We start from the raw sequence: 6,149 nt of genomic DNA, 5'->3' as shown, positions 1-6,149 counted from the left end.
AAAAGTCGTTACCGATTCCGGTAACGGCTTTTTTGTTTGGAGAAAACCAGTCACAGCCATTGAAAGTATCCAACCGACTGTTTTCCAAACCGCGGCTCTCAACCGGAATTGTTATAATGAAGTTAATCAATCAATGTGAGGATGGAAAATCATGACGCAGCGACGCCCAATTGTGGATGCATTAATCGAATTTCAAAACAAACAACCCATTTCTTTTCATGTACCAGGACATAAACATGGCATCCTGTCGGGACTGCCGCAAGAAATTCAGTCAGCTCTTCAGTACGATGTGACAGAACTGGCGGGTCTGGATGATCTTCATTATCCGGAAGAGGCGATCAACGAGGCACAGCTTTTATTAGCGGAAGCTTATGGTGCGAAACGCAGCTTTTTGTTGGTCAACGGTTCAACTGTCGGAAATCTGGCGATGATTCACGCCGCTTGCAGAGAAGGGGATGTGGTCATTGTTCAGCGCAATTCCCATAAGTCGATCTTCCATGCGTTGGAGCTTGCACATGTGCGGCCCGTTTACGTTTCACCGCAATGGGATGAGGAATCCATGACAGCGGCTGCAGTGCCTCTAAAGGCAGTAGAAGAAGCGATAAAGGCCTATCCGGAAGCCAAGGCCATTGTACTGACCTATCCCAATTATTATGGAATGGTTTCCTACGAACTTACTGCCATTATTTCTTTATGCCATGAACATGGAATTGCCGTTCTGGTGGATGAAGCCCATGGTGCCCACTTTCAGGCAGGCGCCCCGTTTCCGGTCTCATCGTTGTCTCTTGGTGCAGATGTAGTCGTACAGTCAGCCCATAAAACATTGCCTGCTATGACGATGGGCTCTTTTTTACATATTGGAAGCGAACGTGTAAATGTGAAAAGAATCCAAAAATACTTACGGATGTTTCAATCAAGCAGTCCTTCGTATCTGATCCTTGCCTCATTGGATGATGCACGTTCTTATCTTCAAAATTATTCGCAGCCTGATATGCGGATGTTCAATGAAAAGAGGGAGCGTTTTCTCAGCAGCCTGCGGATGATTCCGCATTTGGCGGTGGTAGAGTCTGATGATCCACTGAAAATCATGCTGAGGGTTGCCCATCACAGCGGCTACCAGTTCAAACAGATGCTGGAGAAAACGGGGGTTCATGTTGAGCTGGCAGACCTTTATCAGGTCTTGTTGATCTTGCCTTTAATGAAACAATGGCATGCCTATCCATTTGCCGAAATTCGCAGCCGTTTAAAAGAAGCGGTACAGCTGTTGGAAGGCGAAGCGAGAAAAGACATGAGAGTCCAAGTGAAAACAGTATCCCAAGTAACAGTTCCCGAATTGTCTTTTGAAGAAATTGATTTGACGGATCAGGAATGGGTGCCTTATACACAAGTTATCGGCCGTATTGCAGCGGGTATGGTGATTCCATATCCACCGGGTATTCCGCTGGTGGTGGCGGGCGAGAAATGGACATTGGCCAAAGTCGAGGAACTCATGAATTACCTGGCTTCTGATGCACAGATACAGGGAGACCACAGGCTCGCATCTAAAGAATTGTCTGTGCTTCAGCAAGAAACATCCCGAGCATAAGAAATGCTTAAAGAGGGTATACTGTAACATCATTTACTTGGTACAGAATGTGGGGGATTTTCATGGAACAGGAAAAGTATGCAATCATTGATATCGGCTCGAATACCATCAGGCTCGTCATTTACACGCGGGATAAAAGCGGACGTTTTACAGAGAGTGAGAACGTGAAAGCCGTTGCTCGTCTCCGTAATTATTTAAATGAAGACAATGTGTTGAAACAGGAAGGCATCGATGTACTGATCAAGACTTTAAAAAGTTTTCAGGAAGTGACCCGCCATCATCAATTGAAAGACATCAAATGTGTGGCTACGGCGGCTGTGCGCCAAGCTGTAAATCAAGACAGCATTCTGGCAGCAGTGGAAAAAGAAACAGATTTTACGATGCGTATCCTCTCGGAATTTGAAGAGGCGAACTACGGTTACCTGGCCGTCGTCAATTCCACACCATTCGCCAGCGGCATCACGGTTGATATTGGTGGGGGCAGTACAGAAGTTACCTATTTCCATAATCGCCAGCTGATTTTTTTCTACAGTTTTCCGTTTGGTGCTTTATCATTGAAACAGCAATTTGTCGAAGGAAACACACCGACCAAAGGCGAATTGCGCGAGTTGCGGTCGTTTTTAAAAGAGCGGTTTGATCAATTGGAATGGCTGGCTGATAAGCGTTTGCCGTTGATCGGCATTGGGGGAAGTGCGCGGAACATGGCTCAGATCCATCAGGAGCATATTGAATATCCGCTGTCTGGTGTTCATCAATACATGATGAGCAGAGATGACGTAGAAGAAGTCAGTGATTTATTGAAGTCAGTGGATTTTTCAGAGCTGCAGCGCTTGGAAGGGCTGTCGAAGGACCGGGCGGATATCATCATCCCGGCTGTTGAAGTGTTCCGCTATTTAATGGAATTGATCGACACCAAACAGTTTGCTCTCAGCAGAAAAGGCTTAAGGGATGGTGTGTTTTATGAAGAGACGACCAAGGATTTCGATTTGTCGGTATTTCCAAATGTCGTGGAAGAAAGTTTTCACGAGTTGGCTATCGATTATGACATCAATTTGACCCATGCATTCCATGTTGCCAATAGTGCTTTGCTGATTTCAAAGGAATTGGAAGAGTTGGGCTTGCTGTCATTGGAAGAGTTGGACTATAAGCGTTTGAAGCTCAGCAGTGCACTCTATAATTTAGGGAGCTACATCGATTCGGAATCCAGCCATCAGCATACTTTTTACTTATTGGGCAACCGCACCATCGATGGTTTGCTGCACAAAGACCGGATCGTCATTGCTTTGATGGCTTCATTTAAAAATAAAGAGGTCTTTAAACGGAACGTTAATGTGTATGAGGAATGGTTCAATAAAGAAGAGTTGGCGAAATACAGCCTGCTTGGCGCTATCATCAAGCTGGCGTACAGTTTGAATGCAACTAAACGTGATATTGTGGAAACGATTGAGCTGGAAGAAAACGAGGACAAACTTGTTTTTTCTGTGCAATGCCGAGAAGATTGGAAGCCGGAACAATACCAGGTGGAAAAACAGAAAAAGCATTTAGAGAAGCAGTTAAAGAAAACGATTGATTTTAAATTTTACAAATAATTAACATTTCAAGTGACATATCTCGTATTGCTGACAGGCAGATGGTGATAGGATAGATAAATGGATTATAAGTAAAAGGTGGAGTCAAAATTGGAGACTTTAAAAAAGAAAAGCGTGGAACTCAGGGATCCTTCTTATTACAATAACCGCGAACTGAGCTGGCTGGCTTTTAATGAACGGGTCCTGCAGGAAGCCCTTGATAAACGGAACCCGTTATTGGAACGATTTAAATTTCTGGCGATTTTCAGCTCCAACCTGGATGAATTTTTTATGGTCCGTGTAGCAGGGCTGCAGGATCAGGTGAAAGTCGGGTTTACGAAACCCGAGAATAAAGCGGGAATGACGCCAAAGCAACAATTAAATGAAATTGCGATGAAGACCCATCAATTGGTGGATCTGCAATATGAAACGCTGCAAAAAACATTGTTGCCAAAGCTTCAAAAAGAGCACGTAGAATTCGTCAAAATGGCGGATTTAAGTGCAGACCAATTGGATATAATGGAACGGCATTTTGAGGATCATATTTTTCCGGTACTGACGCCAATGGCCATCGATGCTTACCGTCCATTTCCCATGTTGCTCAACAAAAGCATCAATTTGGCGGTGGTGCTGGAAGACGTAGAAGACCAGGCGGAAGAAGGGCAAAAAATCGCCATTGTCCAGGTGCCTTCTGTACTGGATCGGTTTGTCCGCCTGGAATCGAAAAAGGGCAGCTACAAACTGATTTTACTGGAAGATGTCATCAGTTTCTTCATTCGCAAACTTTTTCATGGTTTTAAGGTGATTTCAACGTCGGTATTCCGGATTACCCGCAATGCCGACATGACGATCCATGAAGAAGGCGCACGTGATTTGCTGAAGGAAATTGAAGAAGAGCTCCGGAAACGCAAATGGGGAGCGGCTGTCCGGCTGGAGATTCAGCAGCCAGGATTTGATCCGGCCATTTTGGAATACTTGACCAATGAACTGGAAGTCCATAAAAAAGATGTCTATGCTATTGAAGGATTTTTGGATTTGACGGTGTTTTTCAGCTTTTATAAAAAAATGGCACCAGTTTGGGAGCATTTGGTCTTTGAAGGCAAAGTGTCGCAGCTGCCGGCAGGGATGGAAACAGGCAAGCAGATTTTTCAAAAGGTCAGTGAGCAGGATGTTTTTCTTCATCATCCGTATGAATCATTTGAACCGGTCGTTCAATTTATTTCAGAAGCCGCTGATGATCCCGATGTCCTAGCCATCAAGCAGACCCTTTACCGGGTGAGCGGTGATTCTCCGGTAATCAAGGCTCTGAAAAGAGCTGCTGAGAATGGCAAACAAGTAACCGTGCTGGTTGAATTAAAGGCCCGCTTTGACGAGGAAAATAATGTCCAATGGGCAAAAGAGTTGGAAAAGGCGGGATGCCACGTTATTTATGGCATGACGCATTTGAAAACCCATAGCAAAATCACCTTGGTCGTGCGGAAAAAAGACGATAAAATTGAGCGTTTCGTGCATTTAGGAACCGGCAATTACAACGATCAGACGGCAAAAATCTATACAGATATGAGCTTGTTCACCTCGAAAAGGCAGTTTGGAATTGATGCTACCAACTTCTTCAATTATTTAAGCGGCTATACCGAGAAGCCGGAGTTCCATTATTTATCGGTAGCGCCTTTTACAATTCGGACCGATATCATCGACTTGATCGATACGGAAATTCGTTTCCAGAAAAAGCATGGCAATGGCCGCATCATTGCGAAGATGAACTCACTGACGGATAAGCTCATTATTATGAAGTTATATGAAGCGTCCAATGCAGGTGTGAAAGTGGATTTGATTGTCAGGGGGATCTGCTGCCTGCGTCCAGGAATCCCGGGGGTCAGTGAGAACATTCAGGTTCGGAGCATCGTAGGCAGCTTGTTGGAGCATAGCCGTGTCTATTACTTTAACCATAACGGCAAAGGACGGACCTTCTTATCTTCAGCGGATATGATGACGCGGAATTTAAATAACCGCATTGAAATTTTATTTCCGATTGTTGACGAAACCATTAAACAGCAAGTGAAAAACATACTGGAATTGGGGCTTGCCGATAATGTTAAAGCGAGACAGCAGGATGCGGACGGGGTTTACCATTATGTACCGCGCAAAGACGATGAGCCAGTGATAGACAGCCAAATGGAGTTGTTCCGCCGGGCATATCAAGTGGCAGAAGATGAAGAATAGTTGGTATTTCTACTGGTCACTATAAAAGCAAAGCCATTTCGTGTATAGTAAAAAGAGTTTAAAACAGTAGAATATGATTAACTTCATGGAATAAGGTGAGCGGGAAAATGAGTTATTTAATCAACCTAGAAGGCGGAGAAGGATCGGGAAAGTCAACGGTCCTGAAAATGCTGGCAACTGCGCTGGAGGAAAAAGGATTTTCCGTGGTTTGTACACGTGAGCCAGGCGGCATCGACATAGCCGAACAAATCCGCCAAGTGATCTTGGACCGGAACAACACCGCAATGGACGCGCGAACAGAAGCTTTATTATATGCAGCAGCGAGAAGACAGCATTTGGTCGAAAAAATTATTCCGGCACTCGAAGCGGGAAGCATCGTTTTATGTGATCGTTACATCGATTCGAGTTTAGCTTATCAGGGCTATGCACGCGGTCTTGGAATGGAAGAAATCTTCGCGATCAACAAGTTTGCCATCGATGAATACATGCCGGATTTGACCCTTTATTTTGATGTCAATCCGAAAGTGGGGCTGGCGCGGATTGAAAAAGATTCAGACCGTGAAATCAATCGCTTGGATGTAGAATCAATGAAATTCCATTACAAAGTAAGAGAAGGCTATCTCTTGCTGTTGAGCCAGAATCCGGAACGAATTCGCTTGATCAATGCAGAAAATGAACTGGACACCGTTTATGCTGATGCATTGGAAACAGCTGTCCGGTTTATAGAAGAACGCCAAACGGCAGTTGATCCTTTTTAAGGTCAGCTGTCTTTT

General features: G+C 44.6%; 4 protein-coding genes. All 4 read left to right on the top strand.

Translation table 11 applies throughout. The annotated features are described in order from the left end of the window. The first annotated feature begins 151 nt into the window (after window positions 1-151). The 4 genes from QMA04_RS17665 (at window position 152) to tmk (ending at window position 6,134) form a co-directional block, all read left to right on the top strand. Window positions 152-1,585, top strand: coding sequence for an aminotransferase class I/II-fold pyridoxal phosphate-dependent enzyme (locus QMA04_RS17665; RefSeq protein WP_191716897.1), 1,434 nt, complete (start codon window positions 152-154; stop codon window positions 1,583-1,585). A gap of 62 nt (window positions 1,586-1,647) precedes the next feature. Next, the gene (gene ppx / locus QMA04_RS17660) at window positions 1,648-3,174 is read left to right on the top strand and encodes an exopolyphosphatase (RefSeq protein WP_290187226.1); all 1,527 of its coding nucleotides are present in this window, start codon (window positions 1,648-1,650) and stop codon (window positions 3,172-3,174) included. A gap of 90 nt (window positions 3,175-3,264) precedes the next feature. Continuing rightward, window positions 3,265-5,376: an RNA degradosome polyphosphate kinase gene (locus QMA04_RS17655; RefSeq protein ID WP_191716899.1), complete on the top strand. Its 2,112-nt coding sequence runs from the start codon at window positions 3,265-3,267 to the stop codon at window positions 5,374-5,376. A 107-nt stretch (window positions 5,377-5,483) separates the two neighbouring features. Then, the gene (tmk, locus tag QMA04_RS17650; protein ID WP_290187225.1) at window positions 5,484-6,134 is read left to right on the top strand and encodes a dTMP kinase; all 651 of its coding nucleotides are present in this window, start codon (window positions 5,484-5,486) and stop codon (window positions 6,132-6,134) included. Window positions 6,135-6,149 lie beyond the last annotated feature (15 nt).

Source organism: Planococcus sp. APC 3900 (assembly GCF_030407735.1).
GTDB lineage: Bacteria > Bacillota > Bacilli > Bacillales_A > Planococcaceae > Planococcus > Planococcus notacanthi.
The sequence above is the reverse complement of the archived record's forward strand: the minus strand, read 5'-3'. Positions and strand labels throughout refer to the sequence as shown.